Annotated in this window: 16 protein-coding genes and 1 pseudogene; 13 read left to right on the top strand and 4 right to left on the bottom strand. The window is 41.3% G+C overall.

Translation table 11 applies throughout. The features are described from left to right. From GH808_RS13655 to GH808_RS13670, 4 genes are all read right to left on the bottom strand, one after another. Window positions 1-436, bottom strand: a 436-nt coding sequence (locus GH808_RS13655; protein ID WP_186843345.1) for a dihydropteroate synthase, incomplete at its 3' end; no start/stop codon positions are given. 48 nt (window positions 437-484) lie between these two features. Next, window positions 485-1,465: a uroporphyrinogen decarboxylase family protein gene (locus GH808_RS13660; RefSeq protein ID WP_186843346.1), complete on the bottom strand. Its 981-nt coding sequence runs from the start codon at window positions 1,463-1,465 to the stop codon at window positions 485-487. Window positions 1,466-1,655: 190 nt separating this feature from the next. Beyond that, window positions 1,656-2,714 (bottom strand): asparaginase, encoded by a 1,059-nt coding sequence (locus GH808_RS13665; RefSeq protein WP_186843347.1) that lies wholly within the window; start codon window positions 2,712-2,714, stop codon window positions 1,656-1,658. Window positions 2,715-2,757: 43 nt separating this feature from the next. Next, complete coding sequence (locus GH808_RS13670) at window positions 2,758-4,563, bottom strand: ASKHA domain-containing protein (RefSeq protein ID WP_186843348.1); 1,806 nt, start codon at window positions 4,561-4,563, stop codon at window positions 2,758-2,760. 258 nt (window positions 4,564-4,821) lie between these two features. Between GH808_RS13670 and GH808_RS13675 the strand changes: the two genes are divergently transcribed. The 13 genes and pseudogenes from GH808_RS13675 (at window position 4,822) to lysS (ending at window position 21,568) form a co-directional block, all read left to right on the top strand. Beyond that, complete coding sequence (locus GH808_RS13675) at window positions 4,822-5,625, top strand: methyltetrahydrofolate cobalamin methyltransferase (RefSeq protein WP_186843349.1); 804 nt, start codon at window positions 4,822-4,824, stop codon at window positions 5,623-5,625. A gap of 823 nt (window positions 5,626-6,448) precedes the next feature. Beyond that, a complete protein-coding gene (locus tag GH808_RS13680) occupies window positions 6,449-8,128 on the top strand; it encodes a formate--tetrahydrofolate ligase (protein ID WP_186843350.1) in 1,680 nt (559 codons plus the stop codon). A gap of 111 nt (window positions 8,129-8,239) precedes the next feature. Further along, window positions 8,240-8,878: a cyclodeaminase/cyclohydrolase family protein gene (locus GH808_RS13685; RefSeq protein WP_186843351.1), complete on the top strand. Its 639-nt coding sequence runs from the start codon at window positions 8,240-8,242 to the stop codon at window positions 8,876-8,878. A gap of 42 nt (window positions 8,879-8,920) precedes the next feature. Next, window positions 8,921-9,826 carry a bifunctional 5,10-methylenetetrahydrofolate dehydrogenase/5,10-methenyltetrahydrofolate cyclohydrolase gene (locus GH808_RS13690; RefSeq protein ID WP_186843352.1) on the top strand — a complete coding sequence of 302 codons (906 nt, stop codon included), beginning with the start codon at window positions 8,921-8,923 and terminating at the stop codon, window positions 9,824-9,826. A 22-nt stretch (window positions 9,827-9,848) separates the two neighbouring features. Further along, window positions 9,849-11,819 (top strand): electron transport complex subunit RsxC, encoded by a 1,971-nt coding sequence (rsxC, locus tag GH808_RS13695; protein WP_243166226.1) that lies wholly within the window; start codon window positions 9,849-9,851, stop codon window positions 11,817-11,819. A 1-nt stretch (window position 11,820) separates the two neighbouring features. Then, window positions 11,821-12,447, top strand: a complete 627-nt coding sequence (locus tag GH808_RS13700; protein ID WP_186843354.1) for a methylenetetrahydrofolate reductase C-terminal domain-containing protein — start codon at window positions 11,821-11,823, stop codon at window positions 12,445-12,447. A gap of 33 nt (window positions 12,448-12,480) precedes the next feature. Beyond that, entirely contained in the window at window positions 12,481-13,377 is an 897-nt protein-coding gene (locus tag GH808_RS13705) for a methylenetetrahydrofolate reductase (protein WP_186843355.1), read from the top strand. A 213-nt stretch (window positions 13,378-13,590) separates the two neighbouring features. After that, on the top strand, window positions 13,591-14,451 hold the full coding sequence (locus GH808_RS13710; RefSeq protein ID WP_186843356.1) for an amidohydrolase family protein: 861 nt from the start codon (window positions 13,591-13,593) through the stop codon (window positions 14,449-14,451). 190 nt (window positions 14,452-14,641) lie between these two features. Then, window positions 14,642-15,268 (top strand): annotated as a pseudogene (locus GH808_RS13715) (M15 family metallopeptidase); the annotation flags it as partial. A gap of 175 nt (window positions 15,269-15,443) precedes the next feature. Next, on the top strand, window positions 15,444-18,188 hold the full coding sequence (locus GH808_RS13720; protein ID WP_186843358.1) for a UPF0182 family membrane protein: 2,745 nt from the start codon (window positions 15,444-15,446) through the stop codon (window positions 18,186-18,188). Window positions 18,189-18,218: 30 nt separating this feature from the next. Then, complete coding sequence (gene serS / locus GH808_RS13725) at window positions 18,219-19,490, top strand: serine--tRNA ligase (RefSeq protein ID WP_186843359.1); 1,272 nt, start codon at window positions 18,219-18,221, stop codon at window positions 19,488-19,490. 116 nt (window positions 19,491-19,606) lie between these two features. Then, a complete protein-coding gene (gene greA / locus GH808_RS13730) occupies window positions 19,607-20,089 on the top strand; it encodes a transcription elongation factor GreA (protein WP_186843360.1) in 483 nt (160 codons plus the stop codon). Between the two features lie 9 nt (window positions 20,090-20,098). Beyond that, on the top strand, window positions 20,099-21,568 hold the full coding sequence (lysS, locus tag GH808_RS13735; protein WP_186843361.1) for a lysine--tRNA ligase: 1,470 nt from the start codon (window positions 20,099-20,101) through the stop codon (window positions 21,566-21,568). Window positions 21,569-22,112 lie beyond the last annotated feature (544 nt).

Here is a 22,112-nt window from a genome sequence, read left to right on the forward strand (position 1 = left end):
TCGCCATTAAATCGGTAAATACATCGAGACGGTCTTTAGCGGTTTTGGGAATTCCCTTGTCGCTGTTGAGCAGCGCTACGCACTCCCATTTGGTATCGGCAATGACTTTAAATGCCGCATCAACCTTGTCGCCTTCGAGCGATACGGAGTTGAACAGGCCCGGTTTGTTACAGTATTTCATCGATTCGATGCAGGTATAGACATTGGGGCTGTCCACTGCAATCGGCACATCGGTGGCGTCCTGAACAATATCGATCAGCCATTTCATGGTTTCCAGCTCAATATCATCATCGACTGATGCACAGACATCAATATAGTCTGCGCCAGCTTCGGCCTGTTTGATGGCCAGATTTTTTATAAATTCTGCATCCTTTGCCGCAATCGCCTTCGCGGTGGAAGGAATAGCACCGTTAATTTTTTCGCCGATTATTATCAATTTTAGTACCTCCTTAAAATTGTTATGGGGTTATTGATCGTGCTTAATTCAGAACATCTCCTTCGTCATTTTATCAATGGCATAGTCGGTTGCCTCATAAACGCCCGGGAATGAGCTGACTCCAAGCCCCTGGCTGGCGCTCGGAATGAAGTAGAGTTTTCCATTTTCTCGGCAGGCTCTCGTCACTTCTTTTTCAATTTGTTCTTTTGACCATGCCGGATGATCAATTACGCCACTGTCAACACCACCCATGAAAGTGATTTTACCGCCGTATTGCTTAATCAGATCAGGAATGTGATTGGTGGTCATGACACCTTGCCAGATATCAATCCCCATTTCGATCATATAGGGTACCAGAGTAGCGGCATAACTGTCACTGTGATGAACAATCAGTTCAACGCCATGGTCTTTCCAGTAGCCGTAGATTTTTTTGTACGCTGGTACAAAGAACTCTTCAAACATTGCCGGAGAAAGGAAAGTTGAAATCTGACTGCCCCAATCATCATGATGAAAGAGTGCATCGGGATGGATATGATCGGTGACTTCTTTTGCATACTTCAGTTCAAATTCGGTCAGATAATCGATCAGTTCATGCATCGCTTCCGGTTCTTCATAGAAATCCATCAATGCATTTTCCATGCGCATCAGATAATGAGTGTGTTCAAATAAACCGGGCGCTACGAACGCGGTGACATATTTATTTTCCCGGTCAACGGCGTTTGCATCAGCAATGGCTTGTGCCCAGGCCTCGTCCGGATAGTCGAGATTAGGAGCCTTGACGAAATTTTTCCATTCGGTGATGTCTTTTACTACGATATGTTCATCATCGTGAACTGGAAAAGCGCCAAGCTGCTCTTCCGGCCATCGGACTGTTACGCCCCATTCGTTGACAATTTCGCCGCCGATTGGTGGTTTTTTACGGGTGAATGGTACGGTCATTACCATCTGCAAAAACTCATATTGCTTGACAAAACGATCCGGTTTTCCGCCACTCATGACTTCCTTCAAATTCTCTTTAACAGTCAGCATTGTGTTTTACCTCCTTATTAGGTACCTTTGTATTTTTGTACTGTCTTAAAATGCCTATGCAATAATGTATTCCCGAATTCGTGTTATTTATACACGAAATGCTTGCTTTTTTCGATTTGCTGTCACTTCACGAGATGATTAAACAAAAAAATCACAGAATTTGAATATCTGTGATTTTTGGATAACTGGCTTAAATGACGAATCCGTTTTCTTTTGAGGCTCTGACATATTCGTAGAAGAATTCCCGTCGCATATAGTTTTGCGGAGAGTATTCCTGCTGGTTGTAAGCAAAGTTCAGCTTTGTCAGCGCCGCTTCAAAGGAAATGTTTTCCAATGGAATGCCGCCGGCCTTAATGAGCTGATGGCATGAGGCGTAAAGGTCGCCATGTATATTTTTATAGGAGATCATATAGTGATCAATCTGCGGGTTGCTTTTTATAAAATTCACAAGCGAAGTGCCGTGATCGCCCGATACATTTCCGCTTCCGCAATGATAGAGGGAATGCAGCACCGCGCGGACAGGGCCACCCACCAGGTTGATGTACTGATAGTTAAGACCGGGATAAGCCCGAAGGGCGAGGATTTCATTTCGAAACGCTTTGACCTGGGGAACATCTTCAGGAGCCGGGTTGTAAAGTTTTTGCATGGTCGGATTACGCGGTGCGGGGGTGCAGCAAAGTCCGCGGGTGTCAAAAATACCCAGAGGTTCTCCGAAACTGGTGAAATCGTCCTTCAGCCAATCTGCTTCCTGTAAACGAGAGGCCAGATGGACATAGGTTTGGTGATCGCTGTTTTCATAAATCACATAGAAACCAGGAAGTTTCAGATTGCAGATGAAATCAACGCTGGCTGAAAAATTGCTGATGGCATTGCTGTTGGGTTCACCGATCGCATAGTTTGCAGCGACTAATACGATCGGCAGGAGCGGGGCTTCAAGACCGTAGCATAAGGCGGCACCGGTATAGGGAAGCGTATCGGATCCATGAGCGATGATGACGCCATCGTAATTGCGCAGATCAAAGGATTGGAGTGCTTTGATAATCTGCAGCCAGTGTTGCGGTTCCGCATTTTCGCTGAGCATGTTATAAGGGCGGAATATTTCAAAATCAACCGGCGGTTTGCCGAGACTTTGATAAATCGACAATAAATCATCGCCACGGCTGCTGTCAACATCGATACAGCCATCACTGACGGCGCTGCCAATGGTTCCTCCGGTAAGTAATAAAAGAATTTTTGCTGCTTTTTCCATAATTGATTATCCTTTCAGCATAAAAATGTGAAGCCCATCCGGATCAGGATTCTTCAATGAATCCATTATGACCAAGTGTGGTATTGCCCATGTAGGTTCGGGAAAAATTGGGGTCAGTGGCTAATTCAACATGTGTCGTAATTTTGGGGATCGCTTCGCAGCGTTTTGCTTCATCCTGCGACAGGAGAAAAAGTTGCACACCCGTGCCGGCGCCATTGCCGATGGAACGAATGGGAACACCTTCAAATTTAGGCAGCAGACCAATAAATTGCGCATTGTCGACATCGATATAATTGCCGAAAGCGCCGGCAATGACAATTTCAGTGAGGTCGGTTGGCTGAATGCCAAAATTTTCGATTAACAGACAACAGCCAGTATAAATGGCGGCCTTTGCTAATTGAACCTGACGGATATCTTTTTGCGTGATGACCATCTCTTTACCGTCGGGATGCTCCTCCTTTGTTACAAAAACAAAGTAACGCTGCCCGGTTTCATCGACCTTAAACCGGGCTTTTAAAGGATGTGCTTCAAGATCGTCACCTTTAACAAAATTGCCCCGGTCATAAATAAGACCTTCCTTAAAAAGCATGGCAATGGCATCGATAATACCTGAGCCGCAAAAACCGATAGGCGGGACATTGCCGATAACGTGGTAGCGAATATCATTGTCGACGATGGCAACCTTCTCAATGGCGCCTGAGGTGCCGCGCATGCCCATATGGATACCGGCGCCTTCCAAAGCGGGGCCGCAGGCGGTTGAAGCGACGTAGTATCGGTTCTGATTGCCAACGGCAATTTCACCGTTTGTTCCCAAATCGATCATCAATCGGTAAGAATCATCTTTGGGAAGGCTTAACAGGACAGCAGTGGTGTCGGCTCCGACAAAACCACCCAGCAAAGGTAAAAAGGTAATGCGGCCAAGCGGATTCATATTAATTGCAAGATCCGCTGCGGTGAGGGTTATTTTATCCCGCGTTATACCTGTAAATGGGGCTAACCCCAAATGAACAGGATTGAGACCGAAGAAAAGGTGCGACATGGTGCTGTTGCCGCAGAAAACACAGCCATAAATGCTTTCCTGGCTGAGATTGGATTCGGAATACAGATTGGACAGAATATCGTTAATGGTTTCCAGGATAGAATTTTGAATTTTCTTGAGGTTTTCCGCCGAAGCCGACGCAAAATCGATTCGGCTAATGACATCTCCCCCAAAAGAGATTTGTTTATTGAGAGCGGAGTCCTGACTCACAAGGACTCCGGTGGTGAAATCATAAAGATAGCCGACCACGGAAGTCGTTCCGATATCAAAGGCAACGCCGTAAGCTTTGAATTCTGAATCACCAGGGACAATATCGATGAGTTCGTTATCGAACAGGACAAAATTCAATGAAGAACTGTCTTTGGAATGAAAGGCAGCAGGAAATTTCTGCAAAACCGCTAAAGACGGAATCGTGACAGGCTGATCTAATACCTTTCTGATCGTTTCATGATCATAGGAACACATGTCGGTTTTGAGTTCTGAAAACGGGACGTTAACGACCTTGACTCGTGGATTGAAGCTGAGTTGATCGTTATCTGTCGTTTCAAGAATTTGGGATAAATCAGCTTCCTGAGAAATAAAAATCTCGATATTTTGTGATATGGCATGTTGGCATCCCAAAACCTGAGAAACCAAACCATTCTCGCGTACAGTAACAAGACATTTTTGGCATTTTCCTTTTCCGCCGCAAACAAGATTCTGCGGGAATCCAACTAAACTGCATGCGTCGGCAACGGTTGTTCCGGTTTCAACAGTGATGCTTTTCTCCAATAACGGAAAATTTACGTGAATGTTTTTCAATGAAGACATAAGTTTGTCCTTTCTTGTTCATAATATGATAAAATAAAAGTATCGTATCATTATCTACTGAAATAATATCTACATTATACTTGATCTAGATAATGCATTCAATAAAATGGAAGATAAATAGCTCTGTTTCGGGAAAAATATTGACAAAATAAGTGGATAATGGTAGTCTAAGCATCGCACCTGTGTTTACATGTTGACTTATTTGCGGATGAAAACGATGCCACGTATCGTCGCATAAAAAAGGGAGGTTTATATCGAATGATTATAATTGGAGAAAAAATTAATGGAACGATTCCTGTAGTCAAGGAAGCGATTGAAAAAAGGGATGCTGCATTTATTGCAGATCGTGCAATAAAGCAGGCACAAGCAGGGGCGGACTATATTGACGTTTGCGCAAGCACGGCACCGGAGATTGAAATCGACACGCTGACATGGCTAATGGACGTCGTGCAGGATGCAACGGATGTTCCCCTCAGTATCGATAGCCCAAACCCTCGAGTGATTGAAGCAGTATTCAAATATGCTAATAAACCGGGACTGATCAATTCGATTTCAGAAGAAGGCAATAAATGTGAAGTACTTCTGCCTTTAATGGAAGGAAATGACTGGGAAGTCGTAGGTCTTACCTGCGATGACCGAGGAATTCCCAATGATGTTCAGACGAAAGTGGACATAACTAAGGCGATGGTTGAAAAGGCGGCAAAATATGGAGTAACACCAGACCGCATTCACATTGATCCCTGCGTGATGGCTTTAGCAACCGATAATAATTCGTTTTTGAATTTAGTCCAGGAAATTAAAAAGATACGAGAATTATATCCCACAATTCATATAACTGGGGCAGTCAGCAATATTTCATTCGGTTTGCCGCTGCGGGCCTTAATGAATAAAACATTCATGGCATTTGCGGTTCAAGCGGGAATGGATTCGGCAGTGCTGGATCCTCTTAACAAAGATATGATCGGAACAATTTTTGCAGCGTATGCACTTCTTGGAAAAGACAAGCATTGCAGAAAATACAGTAAAGCATATCGACAGGGAACAATTGGCCCGATTAAATAGAAAAACAATATCGAGTTTAGACGAGACTTTAAAAGGTCTCGTCTTTTTTTGTGTGCCGCAAGGATGAGTGTCAACAGCTGATGGTTTATGGACGCGAGCAACACTTCCTGCGTACTGGTACTAGCCATCTTGAATAGACAAAAAAGTGGTAACACACGGAGTGCACATAACAGGTAAGCGTAATATATTGACTTAATACTAACTAGCTCATTAGTATATATATCGATAAAAAGACAATATAATACCACAAACATGATTGTTTGAGAAATAACAAACAATAAAATGAAATAAATTGGCGTAGAAAGAAAAAATATTGACATTTGATTAATAGAGTGATAGTATAAAAAAAGATCGTATATACAGGTAAATATAAGACTAGCTAGTATAAGAGTGGTGATTTTTAATCGAGAATTGTTGGATTGAAGTTGGTTGCAACAAGAGGACCGAATAATAGTTTTGAACACAATATAGAGATAACGAGCAGAAAGGTGGCAGACATCGATCCATAAATATATAATAAATGTTAAATTTACGAAATGGGTGAATTTTGCACAAAAAACAGATAAATGGAACAATTATGATCAATTATGTTGCGAAATGTGGCATAATGATGATGTAAAAATACGGTGCTTGCACAAAAATAGTTGCTGTTCTGCCTGGTAGAGTAAAATATTGTTGCGTTTTTTACGATAGACCCAAGAAATGTAAACGTTATTCGATTTTTTATAGTAAAAAATTGTCTTATATAATATTTGATTTTTTTTGTAAAATCAGCTATCATATAGATATGTTAAAAATTTATCAAAGTATTGGAGGAAATGATATGGGTTTTAAATCAGACATTGAGATTGCACAAGAGGCTACACCACAAGATATTCGTGAGATAGCAGCTAAATTAGGTTTAACAGAAGACGACTTGGATTTATATGGTAAATATAAAGCTAAGGTTGACTACAATCTGTTAAAGAAAAATACAGGTAAAAAACCTGCACGTTTAATTCTTACAACCGCTATTAACCCTACACCAGCAGGCGAAGGAAAAACCACAACAACAATTGGTGTTGCAGATGGTTTGGCAAAATTAGGAAAAAATGTCCTGGTTGCGTTAAGAGAACCTTCTCTTGGACCAGTATTTGGTGTTAAAGGTGGAGCTGCCGGCGGCGGATACGCTCAAGTTGTTCCAATGGAAGATATTAACCTTCATTTTACAGGCGATTTCCATGCTATTGGCGCTGCAAATAACTTATTGGCAGCAATGCTTGATAATCATATTAAACAAGGCAATTCACTGAAAATTGATCCTAAAAAAATCACATGGAGACGTTGCGTTGACATGAATGACCGTCAATTAAGAAATATCGTTGATGGTTTAGGCGGATCTGGAGACGGTGTTGTTCGTGAAGACGGTTTCGACATTACCGTTGCTTCTGAAGTAATGGCAGCTTTCTGTCTGGCAAGTGATATCGTTGATTTAAAAGAACGATGCGGACGAATTATTGTCGCTTACAGTGTTGACGGAACACCTGTTAAGGCTTCTGATATCAATGCACAAGGCGCAATGGCAGCTTTACTTAAAGATGCATTAAAACCAAACCTGGTACAGACATTAGAAGGAACCCCAGCATTCATTCATGGTGGACCATTCGCTAATATTGCTCATGGCTGTAACTCAGTAATTGCTACTCGTATGGCAATGCATTTTGCAGACTATGTTGTAACAGAAGGCGGATTCGGTGCTGACCTTGGTGCTGAAAAATTCCTGGATATTAAATGCAGAATGGCTAACCTGAAACCAGATGCAGTTATCATTGTAGCAACTGTTCGTGCCCTTAAATACAACGGTGGCGTGGCAAAAGCTGATTTAAACAATGAAAACCTTGTCGCATTAAAAGCAGGTCTGCCAAACTTATTAAAACATGTTGAAAACATTACTCAGGTATTTAAATTGCCAGCAGTAGTTGCAATTAATGAATTCCCACTGGATACACCAGCAGAATTAGCATTAGTTAAAGAAGAATGCCAGAAATTAGGCGTTAATGTTGCTATTTCTCAAGTATGGGCAAAAGGCGGCGAAGGCGGAAAAGAACTGGCTCAAGAAGTTATTCGTTTAATTGACGAAAGCAAAGGAACTTTTGAATTCAGCTATGATCTTGATATGTCAATCAAAGATAAAATCAATGCCATCGCTACAAAGATTTATGGAGCAGACGGCGTAGACTATACTCCGGAAGCAGACAAACAAATTGCAAACTTAACAAAACTTGGTTTTGATAAAGTGCCAATCTGTATGGCTAAAACACAGTATTCCTTGACTGATGATGCAACAAAATTGGGCCGTCCAACTGGATTCAGAATCACTGTTCGGGCAGCTAATATCTCAGCCGGTGCTGGATTTATCGTAGCCTTGACAGGCGAAATCATGAAAATGCCAGGACTTCCAAAAGTTCCAGCAGCTGAAAAAATCGACGTTGATGAAAACGGCGTAATTTCAGGATTATTCTAGAAATAAAAAACAGACGCAAGACAAGTAGACTGAAGAGGTTCCCTGTTGGGGAGCCTCTTAGTCCAACTGGCTTGTTAAATTTTATACAAATGATGAAAGTGGAGTTAATGAATGGGAAACGAGTCTATTTCTGAAAAAAAATGTGCTGAATTTGTTGAAGCCCTGTACAGCAAAGCTGCTGTTCCAGGTGGTGGCGGTGCAGCCGCTTTAGTTGGTGCCATTGGGACTGCTTTAGCTGGCATGGTTGGAAACTTAACCACCGGGAAGAAAAAATATGCTGAATATGAAGAAGACATTCAACGTATTTTAAAAGAAGCTCAGGTACTACAGGATCGTCTATTGGCAATGATTGATGAAGATGCTAAAAACTTTTTACCTTTATCAAAAGCTTATGGACTTCCCAAGGAAACTGAAGAAGAAAAAGCGTTTAAAGAAAAAACTCTGGAAGAATGCACGAAGGTTGCTTGCAGCATTCCTCTCGAAATCGTCGAAGTATGCTACAAAGCAGTATTATTGCAGGAAGAACTGGTTGGCAAAGGATCCGCTCTGGCTATCAGTGATGTTGCCTGTGGCGTTCAGTGTTTAAGAGCTGCGATGATCAGTGGCTGGGTAAACGTTCTGATCAATATTAAAACGATTAAAGATCAGGATTATGTTGCAGATGTTAATAACAGAATCAAGCCAATGTTGAATAAAGGCATTGAAATTTGTGACCGTGTTTATGCTCAAGTTGAAAAACAACTTTCATAAAGATTATCAATTAAATTTTGAATTAAGAGGAGTATTGTAATTATGACAGCAAAATTATTAAGTGGAAAAGAAGTCAGCGAATCGATGCTGGCTGAAGTACTGAAAGATGCTAATGAATTAAAAGAAAAAGGCATCCAGGTAAAAATGGCAATTATGCGTGTTGGAGAAGACCCAGGTTCAATTTCTTACGAGAAAAGTATTATCACAAGAATGGGAAAATCCAATATCGAAGTTGAATCTGTACAATTCCCAATTGAAGTAACAGAAGCTGATTTTATTGCTAAACTTCAATCAATCAATGAAGATAAAAACATTCATTCAGTTTTGATCTTCCAGCCACTGCCAGAACAAATCGACGCAGAAAAAATTAAATATCTGTTAAGTCCTGAAAAAGATCCAGATGCTCTTAATCCGACAAACTTAGGAAAATTGATGATCGCTGATGAAAGAGGATTCTTCCCATGTACAGCTGAAGGCGTTATGGAAATGTTCAGATACTATAACATCGATGTTAAAGGCAAAGATGTTGTTGTTATCAACAACTCCAACGTATTGGGAAAACCACTTACAATCATGTTAACAAACGAATTCGCAACCGTAACAATGTGTCATGTATTTACTAAAGACACCGCTTCATATACTAAAAAAGCAGATATCGTTGTAACAGCATGTGGAATTTACGGATTAGTAAAACCAGAAATGTTGAACGAAAACTGTATTTTGATCGATGTTGCAATGGCTCAGATGAAAGATGCGAATAAAGAATTCGTTTTAAATGAAGACGGTAAAAAAATCAGAACCGGTGATGCTCATGTAGATTGCTTGAACAAAGTAGCCATGATCACTTCTGCAACACCAGGATGCGGTGGTGGAACAGGACCTATCACAACAGCATTATTAGCTAAACATGTAATCAAAGCCTGTAAAATGCAAAACGGCTTACTATAAATCACAAAAAAACAAAGGAGGTATGCAATTGGAGGATTACACGAAGTTTAAACTAAAAAGAAAGGAAGAGCTCGATGCGGTTCTGGCAGACAAGGATGATTTGTTTGTTATAGCCTGCAACAAGTGCTTTAAGGAACTCGACAGTTTTGACGAGCCAGAATGCGGTCTGTTTGAAGAAATTGCTAAAGAACAGGGAAAAAATATCGTAGGCAGTGCAAAAATCGACTTTCTGTGCAATGAACCGTTGACATCGAAGAGCTTTCAAGAGATTCTTCCGAAAGAAGCCAAAAATGTATTTATTATTTCATGTGGTCTGGGAATTCAGACAATTGCAGGATTGGCGGAAATTCCGGTGTATGCTGCAAGCGACACCATCGCCGTTGATGGCTATCATGGAATGGCATTGACAGACACGTTATGCGAAGCATGTGGCCAGTGTTATCTGAACATGACCGGAGGAATCTGCCCGGTTGTTGACTGCTCAAAAGGCTTGTTGAACGGACAATGCGGTGGCGCTAAAAATGGCAAATGTGAAGTTAACAAGGAAATGGATTGTGGCTGGGAGCTTATCTACAAAAGGTTGGAAAAACAGGGACGTTTGCAGGAACTGTTGAACAAACCGGTAGAACTTCGCGATTATTCCAAAGTAAATCGCAAGTTCATCAGTGAGTATGTCGATTCTGTCCGCGAAAAACGCTACGAAGGATACTACGGCGGAATCCATCCAACTGAATTTAAAGAGTTAAGTGAACATATTTCACTGGTACCTTTCCCGGATCCAATCAATGTAGTGATTCCAATGTCACAGCATGCCGGTGCACCAGCTGAACCCATCGTTGAAGTTGGACAGACTGTAAAAATGGGGCAAAAAATTGCTGATGCAAAAGGGGTCGTAAGCAGTGCTATTCATGCCAGTGTCAGCGGTACCGTTGTCGCCATCGAACCACGACGTCATCCGGTTAGCGGAATGGACAGCTTAGCGATTGTTATTCAATCAGATGGAAAGAATACGCTTGACGAGTCGGTAAAACCAGCCGGAAAACTGGAGAACCTAACACCCGATGAAATCATCGAGATTGTCCGTGAAAAGGGAATCGTCGGTATGGGTGGAGCAGGATTCCCAACGGCAGTTAAGCTTAAGGCACCTAAACCGATTGAACTGGTAATGCTTAATGGCTGCGAATGTGAACCGATCTTAACAGCGGATCACCGGGTTCTTCTGGAGTTTGCTGATGAAGTAATTTATGGTTTAAAAGCCATGATGAAAGCATCGGGAGCACCAAAAGGGGTGATTGCAATTGAAGACAATAAACAGGATGCTGTTGAATTGCTGCAGGCAAAAACTGCCGATATCGAAAACATCGAAATTGTCGTTGCAAAAACCAAATACCCACAAGGAGCTGAAAAAATGCTCATCAAACGGGTTATGGGCAAGCAAGTTCCAAGTGGCGGACTGCCAATGGATGTCGGTGCAATCGTAAGCAACGTGAGCACGGCCAAAGCCATTTCGGATGCGATCCAGACAGGAATGCCGCTGATCGAGCGCGTTGTCACTGTCAGTGGAAATCGAATGAACAAACCTGGCAATTACTTAGTGAAGGTTGGTACCTCTGTCAAAGATATCGTCAACCATTGCGGTGATGTAATTGGCGATGATGTTACCATTAAAATCGGCGGTCCAATGATGGGCTTCAAGCAGGAAAACCTCAATGTTCCAATGCTGAAGTGCTCCAATGGGATTATCGCCGTTGAAACCACGGTCAAAGAGGCTGTGGAATGTATCAAGTGTGGACGTTGCGCAGACGTATGTCCAATGGAACTTCGTCCGCTATATTTCACCAAATACGCACTGACAGAAGACTGGGAAGGCATGAAAACACAGAATGCAATGGATTGTATTGAATGTGGATGCTGTGAATATATCTGCTCATCAAAAATTCCAATTGTTGAGCGAATCAAAATTGGAAAAACTGCCATAAGGGAGGGTAAATAATATGCTGATTACCCAACTAAAATCAAAAGAGACAATTGAATCTTTAGCTGAAGGAAAAATTGTGATCATAAATTGCCACGGTTGCAAAGAAGTCTATTTCGCTGAACACGAAGCAGATGAACTACAAAAAGAACTTGCAGCCAGTAAAGAAGTGACCCAGATCATTACAACAGATTATATCTGTAATCCGGACAATCTGAAACTGCAATTGAAAAAACACATGGATAAAATCAATGCGGCAGATACCATACTGGTATTCTCCTGTGGCGTTGGAATTCAGACTGTTGCAGCTCAATTTGAGGATAAACACGTATATTCCTGCTGCGATACCTATCCATTACCAGGATTCCAGGGTGTTACACCGCTGAATGTTGATTGTGGACAGTGTGGTGAATGCTATCTGAATGGTACCGGAGGGATTTGCCCGATTACCGCATGTTCAAAAAGCCTGGTCAACGGCCAATGTGGCGGCGCCAAAAATGGCAAGTGTGAAGTCGACAAGGATATGGAATGCGGATGGGAACGAATTTACAGAAAATTGGAGAAACTGAATAAACTGGATGCCATGAAATATGATGCGCCAAAAGTGCGAAACTTCGGAATTTCGGAAATCCAGACCGCAGAATAACCAATAATTTAAGATGATTAGGAGTAATTATAAATGAGAATAACTGAGCTGTTTCAACGTGACGAGTTTGTTTTAACTGCAGAAGTGGGACCTCCAAAGGGGGTCGAAATTGACCACTTGATTAAAGATGCGCATGAATATTTAAAGACCCGAGTCCATGCATTGAATGTAACGGACAATCAATCTTCAGTTATGCGTACAGGTTCACTGGCAACATGTAAGGTCTTGAAAGATGAGGGACTACTCCCGATTTTTCAAATAACCTGTCGGGACAGAAACCGAATTGCCCTACAGTCGGATGTATTAAGTGCTGCATTGCTGGGTATTGAGAATTTATTGCTATTAACGGGGGATTACACCACACTGGGAGATAATCCTCAGGCAAAACCGGTATTCGATCTTGATTCCGTGTCATTGATTCACGCGGTAAAAAGATTAGAAGAAGGCTTTGACCTTGCGGGCAACGCTGTTGATGGCGCTCCTCCTAAGTTTGCAAAGGGTGCAGTTGTATCACCATGTAGTGACTCTGTGGATGTCCAGCTGGCAAAAATGGAAGCAAAGGTGAAAGCCGGATGTGAATATTTCCAGACTCAGGGCGTTTATGAACCGGAAAAATTCATCAAATTTATGGAACAAGCTAAACAGTTTGGTGTACCTGTTCAACTGGGGCTCATCATTCCGAAAAATGTTGGTATGTGTCGTTATATGAATGCCAATGTAGCCGGTGTTCATGTTCCTGATGATATGATTGAAGAATTGAAAGCAGATAAAGAAAAGACGAAAGCTGGTGACACAGGCGTCGAAATCTGTGCTCGTCTGATCAAAGAATGTAAAGACTATTGCCAGGGTGTTCACATCATGTCATTAGGTTGGGAAAACAGAATTCCAGAGATTCTTGACATGGCTGGAATCGCACCAGTGTCTAAATAACCAGAAAGAAAATAGAATGCCGGTAAACTGGACATTCTTTAATGCCTCTCTTAAGGTGAACAGTTTATACTAATAAACTGTTCATTTTGAGGAGGCGTTTTTATTTTTGGAAAGTTCAGACGTCTTTGATGAAGTCGAAAACCCGAAAGAATTCGGCTTCAATGTAGTTATGAAAGTAACAGCAAAACATTTAAAGTTTAAGGAGTCTGAAAATTGATCATTGACTGTCATATCCACTGTGGATTAGGTAATTTCTTAAAGGTTAATAAATCGCAAATCAATCACCGGAATATGGTTGAAGCGATGGAAAAAGTCATCCTGACATATCAGCTGAAGGGGATAAAAGGATTGCGTGATGGTGGTGATGCATCAGGAGTGGGAATCGTTCTCAGAGAGATTTCAAAAGACTCCGATTTGGTTTTCAGAACACCGATACGCGCCTTTTATAAAGAAGGTCATTATGGCGATTTCCTGGGAGATCCGGTTGAGAACGGAAAAGATGGCATTCAGAAGATGGATGCACTCATAAAAAGAAAACCGGATTTTATAAAAATTATTCTTACCGGGATTATGAGCTTTACAGAATTGGGTGCAACCGAACCTTTGGGATTTTCGAAAAGTGAATGCACGGCAATGATCGATCATGCGCATCAGCGTGGTTTAAAAGTAATGGTTCATGCGAATACCCCCAAAGGGATTATGATGGCTTTGACATCGGGTGCGGACACGATTGAGCATGGTTACGGAATAGATGATGACTGCCTTTGCGCGATGCGTGAAAGTGACGTTGTGTGGGTACCGACGTTGGCACCCTTCGCAAATATCGCCAAATGCAGTGATGACAGTCCGATGAAAAAGTATCAACAAGTGTCGGAAGCTTATTATCGACAACATCGATCAATGGTGAAAAAAGCCAATGCAATCAGTGTGAAAATTGCATTGGGCAGTGATTCCGGGGCGACCCTGGTTTCTCATGGACAAGGGACACTGGATGAACTTGATTATTTGCTTGATTGTGGATTGACAGAGAAAAAACTTGAAAGTATCGGGAAGATGGTCCTGGACATAAAATAATGCATCAAGAATAATACCAATAGAGATACCTGTAGATTACGGGTATCTTTTTTTAATCGGGTGCTGATAAAACCGGAGTAATGATTTGTACAATTCAAGATAAAAAACAATTATTGCTGGTAATCATCCCGTGCATCGGATAAAATAAAAAAATAGGTTTAAAAACGTATTGAATTAGGGGACAGTGTTGATGAAAAAAAATATAATTGTGCGTCCGAACGATTTTGTGGATATCTCCATGGAAATACCTGGAATCATGACGGATGTAAAATATTATACAGGAGAAAATTTTGTAGGTGAGCGAATTGACGGGTACGAAGCACCGATTATTTTACTGACCGAAAAAGCAATGATTGCTCTTGCCAGAGTTCAAAAACATCTTTCGAATGATGGGTACAGTCTCAAAGTATTTGACGGGTATCGGCCAAAGCGGGCGGTGGAACACTTTATCCGTTGGGGTAATCAGGCCGAGGATGGGAAAACGAAAGAACGTTATTATCCGCAAATAACCCGACAGGAAATTTTTGCAGGAGGCTTTATTGCGACAGAATCATCGCATTCCAGGGGCAGCGCGGTGGATCTTACCGTCGTCAATATTGAAACGGGAAAAGAAATCGATATGGGTGGCGAATTCGATTTCTTCTCTGAGCGTTCTTTCAGTGATTATGATCATTTGAGCCTGGAACAAAGCAAAAATCGCGTCCAACTCAGGTATCTCATGCGTTCAGAAGGATTTGAACCGATGCAACAGGAGTGGTGGCACTTTACCCTGGCTGATGAACCCTATCCTGACAGTTATTTTGATTTTGTTGTAGAAGATGTCGCTGTGAAAACGCATCGCATCAATTCGAGTCAGTTAATTTACGGCGGAGATTTTTTGCAATGTGATGATATCAAGAAGAAAAATTGCATTTTATGATGAAGTTCATAAATTATGTGATATAATATTAAAATTAGATTAAAATAATATCGAATGATGAAAGATGGAAAAAATGAGAAAAAGCAGGAATAAACTCTTTATTACACTGGGTGTGGCAGTTTTTGTTATTTTGGTGCTGCTATCGTCAAATAACTTTTATATCGATTATTTATGGTTTTCCGAAATGGGGTATACGGAAATATTTTTTAAGGAGCTCATTACAAAGCTTCAAATTGGTGTTCCGATATTTCTCGGTTTATCACTGGTTTTATTTTTCTATGTGAAATTGTTGAATCATATCTCAGAAAAATATACAGACAGTGTTCAGAAGAAAACGAAAAAACAAAAAACGGCGATGCTAGTTATCGTCGGAATTGTCGCATTACTTCTAACCGTTTATATCTCGGATAAGTTATGGTATCAGATACTGGAGTTCATCAATCAGTCGCAGTTCAATGTTACGGATCCGATTTTTCATCAGGATCTATCTCTGTATTTTTTTGGATTGCCACTTTATGAGGCGTTATATTCGATCTTGATCGGTTGTTTTATTACCTTTGCAGTCCTCACATTTCTGTACACGGCTTATTCGCTCTATCAGGGTAAGAAAATAGAGATTAATCAGACTCAGGATTTAGAATCACTCAAATACAATACAAAAGGGATTTTAAAAACATATTTGGAGATTGCGTCAAAACAGGTCGGCATTTTTTTAGGAATTCTTTTTATAATCTTTGCATTAGGCTATGTTTTAGAAGCGTTTCAACTATTGTATTCTGCTTCGGGAATCGTCTTCGGTGCCGGCGCATCAGATATTGATGTGGGATTAAAAGTCATTATTTTCAAGGGGATTCTTTGCCTTGTTCTTGCAGTTACTTCGGTGTTGGCAGGTTATCAGAAGAAATACCGCATGATGGTTGCAGGCCCGATTGTTCTAGTTGGAGTTGTGATCGTAGGAAGCGTCGGTCAGAGTATTTATCAGTCGCTGGTTGTTATACCAAATCAATATACTAAGGAAGAAACCTACATTGCCGATAATATTCAGGCGACTCAGGCGGCATACTCTCTAACCGATGTAGATGTTAAAGAGTTTTCAGGGACACAGGAAATAACGGCTGCCGACATTCAGGAAAATAACATTACGATTGATAATATCCCAATTAATGATCAAACGCCAACCCAGGATATGTATAATTCACTTCAGGGTTTTCGAAATTACTATCAGTTTTATGATGTTGATGTGGATCGTTATCGTGTCAATGGAACCTATACACAGGTGTTTTTAGGAACAAGAGAGATGGATAATAAACTGCTCCCTGATGAAGCTAAAACATGGGTTAACCAACATTTGAAATATACCCACGGCTTTGGAATGGCAGTATCACCTGTGAATAAAACAAATGAGGTAGGACAGCCGGATCTTCTCGTCAAAGATATTCCACCGATGACTGATGTGGCAGAATTAAGCATTAAGGAACCGCGCATTTATTTTGGGGAAAGCAACTATGATTACGTTGTTACCAACTGCGCAACGGCAGAATTTGATTATCCGCAGGGCGATAATAATCAGGAGGTCACTTATACCGGAACAGCGGGAATCAAAATGTCCCTGATTAATAAGCTGGCATTTGCACTACATTTTGCGTCGCCAGAGCTGCTTTTGACCAACGAGGTGACTGCTGACAGCAACATGATTATTAATCGGAATATTATGGATCGGGTTACAACCATCGCACCATTTCTGGAGTATGACAGTGATCCCTATATGGTGATTTCAGATGGACGGCTGTATTGGATAGTCGATGCCTTTACGACCAGTAGCCGATACCCGTATTCGCAACCCTATGATGAAAAAGGCGATAACTATATCCGCAACTCCGTAAAAGTTGTTGTTGATGCATACAATGGCGATGTCAGTTTTTATCAGATGGAAGATGAACCCGTCCTGGATACATATGGAAAAATTTTCCCCGGATTCCTGAAAGACATTTCTGAAATGCCGGCAGGAATCAGAGAACACATACGATACTCAAAGACGCTGTTTGATATTCAGTCGGATATGTACAAGACCTATCATATGTCTGATTCATTGTCCTTCTATAATAAAGAAGATCAGTGGGAAACAGCGACGCAGTATAGTGAATCCGAAAAGAGTGAGACGACAGTAGAGTCTTCCTATACGATCATGAAGCTACCAGATCGCAATGAAGAATTTATGCTGACGGCTTCTTTTACACCAAAAAATAAAGACAACATGATTGGATGGCTGGCAGGTGTTTCAGATGGAGCGGATTACGGAAAACTCATTTTATATGAGTTCCCCAAGCAACAGTTGATTTATGGTCCGATGCAAATTGAACAGCGGATTGATCAAGACACGACCATATCACCTCAGCTCACGCTTTTAGGACAACAGGGCTCCCGTGTGCTGCGCGGAAATCTGATGTCGATTCCCATTGAAAATGCGATTCTTTACGTTGAACCGATTTACATACAGGCTGCCAGTGGAGAAAACAACTTGCCGGAGCTAAAAAAGGTCATTGTGTGTTATCAAAATCAAATTATAATGGCAGATTCACTTGATATGGCATTAAATCAAATTTTTGGTGGTCAATTGGCCACCAGCATTGCTGGAGCAACCGGTGGTAGTGCGGGAAGCGGCAGCACCACTTCGGAATTGTCGGTTAAAGCCAACAGTTTATTTAAAGAAGCGCAGCAGGCACAGCAGTCTGGAGACTGGGCTGGTTATGGACAGAAAATCAATGAATTAGGACAGGTACTTGCTCAGTTGCAACAACTTACCGGTGTGACTCAGTAGTATTATATATAATAAAATCAGGAGGAAAAAATGCTTGATATAAAACGAATAAGAGATAATAAAGAAGAAATTCAGGCGGGATTGGATAAACGGGGAAATTATGATTTGACTTCACTTCTCACATTGGATGAAAAGCGAAGAGCAACATTAGGACGAGTTGAAGAAATGAAGAATCGCCAGAATATGGTGACAAAAGAGATTCCCCTATTGAAAAAAGAAAACAAGGATTGTTCCGTGATCTTCGCTGAGATGAAGGAACTGGCGGCAAAAATAAAGGACTTGGATGATGAAATAAAAGCACTGGATGAAGAGATACGCTATCAGCTTCTGACATTTCCGAATGTTCCCAATCCGCAGGTGAAAGTGGGAAAAGATGACTCGGATAATGTAGAAATTAGAAAATGGGGCGAACCCCGAAAGTTTGATTTTGAAATCAAAGCGCATTGGGATATTGGTGTTGATTTGGACATCCTCGATTTTGAGCGAGCGGTAAAGATTACCGGCACGCGGTTTAGCATGTACAAAGGGGATGGCGCAAGGCTGGAGCGGGCACTGATTAATTTTATGCTTCACGTTCACTGCACGGAACACCATTATACGGAAATATCACCACCCTTTATGGTTAATCGCGATAGCATGACCGGTACCGGACAATTGCCGAAATTTGAAGAAGACGCTTTTTATATCCCCAGCAAGGATTTCTTCCTGGTGCCAACGGCGGAAGTGCCGGTAACAAATATTTATCGGGATGAAATTTTGAGTGAGGAAGATTTGCCGAAATTTTTTACGGCGTACACACCGTGTTTCCGACAGGAAGCCGGGTCAGCCGGGAGAGATACCCGCGGCCTTATCCGCAACCATCAGTTTGATAAGGTGGAAATGGTGAAATTTGTCCATCCGGATCATTCCTATGAAGAACTGGAAGCGTTGACCAACGATGCGGAACAAATTCTGCAACTGCTGGAAATACCATATCGCGTGGTTGAGTTATGCACCGGAGATCTTGGCTTCAGCTCTGCAAAAACTTATGATATAGAAGTGTGGATGCCAAGCTACAATCGTTATGTGGAAATCAGCTCATGTTCAAATTTTGAGGATTATCAGGCTCGACGGGCAAATATCCGTTTCCGCGATAGTGAAACGAAAAAGACGCGATTCCTGCATACCTTAAATGGATCGGGACTGGCTGTTGGTCGAACATTTGCGGCAATTCTGGAAAATTATCAACAGGCAGACGGAACAGTTGTCGTACCGGAAAAACTGACTCACTTAATGTGGGGAAAGACAATGATTGGAAAATAAGAATAAAACGAATAGAATCATGACTGTTCACAAACTTGACAGAAATAATTAAAAAAATTATAATAACACTCATGATTTTGAGGATAAAAAACTGTGTCATATGAAGGAGTAAAAAAATGAGCGCAAACGGAAAAGCAGTAATCATAACTGAAGATGGCTTTAATAGCATGAAAAAGGAACTTGAATACTTAAAAACAGTTAAACGGCATGAAGTTGCCGATCGAATAAAAGTCGCACGTGAATTCGGCGATTTGAGTGAAAATGCAGAATATGATGAAGCCAAAAATGAACAGGGTTTTGTTGAAGGAAGAATATCAGAGCTTGAACGAAAATTAAAAGTTGTTCAGGTTATTGATGATGAAGATATACATACTGAAGATGTTGGCGTAGGGAGTGTCGTGAAAATAAAAAATCGCGCATTCGATCTAGTTGCAGAATATAAAATTGTCGGCTCTCAAGAATCAGACCCGAAAAATAATCGCATTTCCAATGAATCACCGATCGGTTCGGCTCTTTTAGGGGCGAAAGTTGGTGAAATTGTTAAAGTGCAAATTCCAGATGGTGAAGCAGAATACCAAATTATAGAAATTCGTAGATAGGGGAACAAAGTGACAACAGAAAATCTAAGTGAAATTTTAGAAGTCAGAAGAGATAAATTAAAAAAATTACAAGAAGCAGGGAAGAATCCGTTCGAACAAACAAGTTTTGATGTAAGTGCTCTTGCGAATGAAGTTGAAGCGAACTTTGAAGCATATGAAGAAAAAGCAGTAACGATGGCGGGTCGGATTATGTCAAAACGAGGCCAGGGAAAAGTTGGCTTTTATGATCTTCAAGACTCTACGGGAAGAATTCAATTGTTCCTGAAGAAAGACTTGCTGCCAGAGAGTTACGATGAAATCAAAACCTATGATATTGGCGATATTGTTGGCGTCAAGGGCGAAATTTTCAAAACAAAAATGGGCCAGATTTCCGTCAGAGTGTCTGGAATCGTCCTTTTGAGCAAATCCTTACAAGTGCTGCCGGAAAAATATCATGGGCTTAAAGACATGGATCTGCGGTATCGTCAACGTTATGTTGACTTGATCGTTAATCCCGAAGTTAAAGATGTCTTTAAAAAACGATCGCTGATTATGCGGAAAATTCGGGAATTCTATGATGCGCGTGGTTTCCTCGAAGTTGAAACGCCAGTCCTTTCAAGTATAGCGGGTGGAGCCAATGCAAGACCGTTTGTTACACACCACAATGCCTTGGATATTACGTTGTTCTGTAGAATTGCGTTGGAATTGTCCTTGAAACGTCTGATTGTTGGCGGCTTTGATAAAGTGTATGAAATGAGCCGTGTTTTCAGAAATGAAGGGATGGATGCGACACATAATCCGGAATTCACCTTGCTTGAATCCTATGAAGCGTATGCAAATTATGAAGATCTGATGAAGATGATTGAAGAGCTGTACAGCTTTCTTGCTGAAGAGGTAAACCATTCAGAGATTGTTCAATATGGTGATAAAGAGATCAGTTTAAAGGCGCCATTTAAAAAAGCACGGATGGTTGATCTTGTTAAGGAATATGCCAACGTTGATTTCGATGTCATGACAGATGTGGAAGAAGCGCGTGCGGCGGCAAAAGAGCTGCATGTTGATGTCGAAGGAAAAGACGGCAGTGTAGGTGAAATAATGGCAGAAGTGTTTGATGAATACGTCGAAGACAAATTGATTCAGCCAACCTTTGTAACCATGCATCCGGTTGAAATATCACCGCTGGCCAAGAAAGATCCCAAAGATCCGCGCTACACTGAACGCTTCGAGTTATTCATTAATGGCGCAGAGTGCGCCAATGCATTCTCGGAATTGAATGATCCGATCGATCAGAAAGAGCGATTTATGTCGCAAGTTCAAAAGAAATCGGAAGGTGATGATGAAGCGCATCCTTATGATGCCGACTTTATCAATGCGCTGGAAGTTGGATTGCCGCCAACGGGCGGTTTGGGAATCGGCATTGACCGACTGATTATGCTATTTACCAATCAGCATACGATCAGAGACGTTATTCTATTCCCGACAATGAAACCAATCGATTAAATTCAATATTAGGCTCGGAATCAGATGATACCGAGCCCTTTTATTTTTGTTTGAACGGGATTGTCGGATCGTTCAGTTGATGTGATTTCATTAGCAACCATACTGAATTGCAGATATTTTGCAAAACATAAAACAAATTCCAAAAAGATGTTGACAAAGTGGGCAGAACGACGTATACTATAAAAGTTGTCTCGAGCAGAGGCGACAGACACACAGCTGAATAACTGAAATGAACTTAAAAGAATTTCAAAAAACAGCTTGACAATCAAGAGAAACGACGATATAATATAAAAGCTTCGTAAGTCGGAGCGGCGGTCATAGAAAAGAGAATAGTACCATAAAACCTGTAAATAGCCTTGAAATCCTTCGGGATTTCGGCGAAATAGAAACAGAGAGATGCACTCTATAAAACATCAGCTCGGCAGAGGATAAAGTGCACTCGGTAGAGTATAAAACTTAAGTATTCATGAGACAGCATTTAAAGGCCGAAAGGCTTTAAATACAAACTTTTATTGAGAGTTTGATCCTGGCTCAGGACGAACGC

The organism is Acetobacterium fimetarium (genome assembly GCF_014284475.1).
Taxonomy (GTDB): domain Bacteria; phylum Bacillota; class Clostridia; order Eubacteriales; family Eubacteriaceae; genus Acetobacterium; species Acetobacterium fimetarium.